This is a genomic window from Pseudomonas sp. SID14000 (assembly GCF_002165135.1).
GTDB lineage: Bacteria > Pseudomonadota > Gammaproteobacteria > Pseudomonadales > Pseudomonadaceae > Aquipseudomonas.
In genome coordinates, this window is record NZ_NFZQ01000123.1 from 1 (window position 1) to 420 (window position 420).

Genomic DNA, 420 nt, shown 5'->3' on the forward strand with positions numbered 1-420 from the left:
GTTCCAGCGCGTCGAGGTGACGGTGGCGGACTCGCAGCACCGCCGCTGACCCGCTCCTCCTCATACGCCGGGGCCCGGACCGCGCATCGCGGTCCGGGCCCCGGCGCGTGTACGGGTGCGGCTCAGCCGACGGCCTTCCTGGCGCCACCGAAGGCGGCGACCGGGCCGAGGAGCAGGAAGAGGTACGTCATGAAGTCGGCCTCCTCCTTCCAGACGTCCAGCAGGGCGCCGAAGCGGTCGAAGAAGATCTCGGAGAAGCTGACGTGCAGGGCGTCGGCGACGATCATCGACATGCCGATGAGCTGGCCGAAGAAGACGGCCACCAGGGAGAAGACGACTCCCGCGCCGATGACGGCCGGGTTGGACCCGCCGACCTTGCTGCCGACGAAGCCGACCAGGAAGCCGACGCCGACGGCCGCG

General features: G+C 70.7%; 1 protein-coding gene. It reads right to left on the minus strand.

Annotated features, from left to right (window positions below):
• Positions 1-122: 122 nt before the first annotated feature.
• Positions 123-420: hypothetical protein (locus tag CAY82_RS27620; RefSeq protein ID WP_218190862.1), on the minus strand; the 298-nt coding region annotated here is incomplete at its 5' end.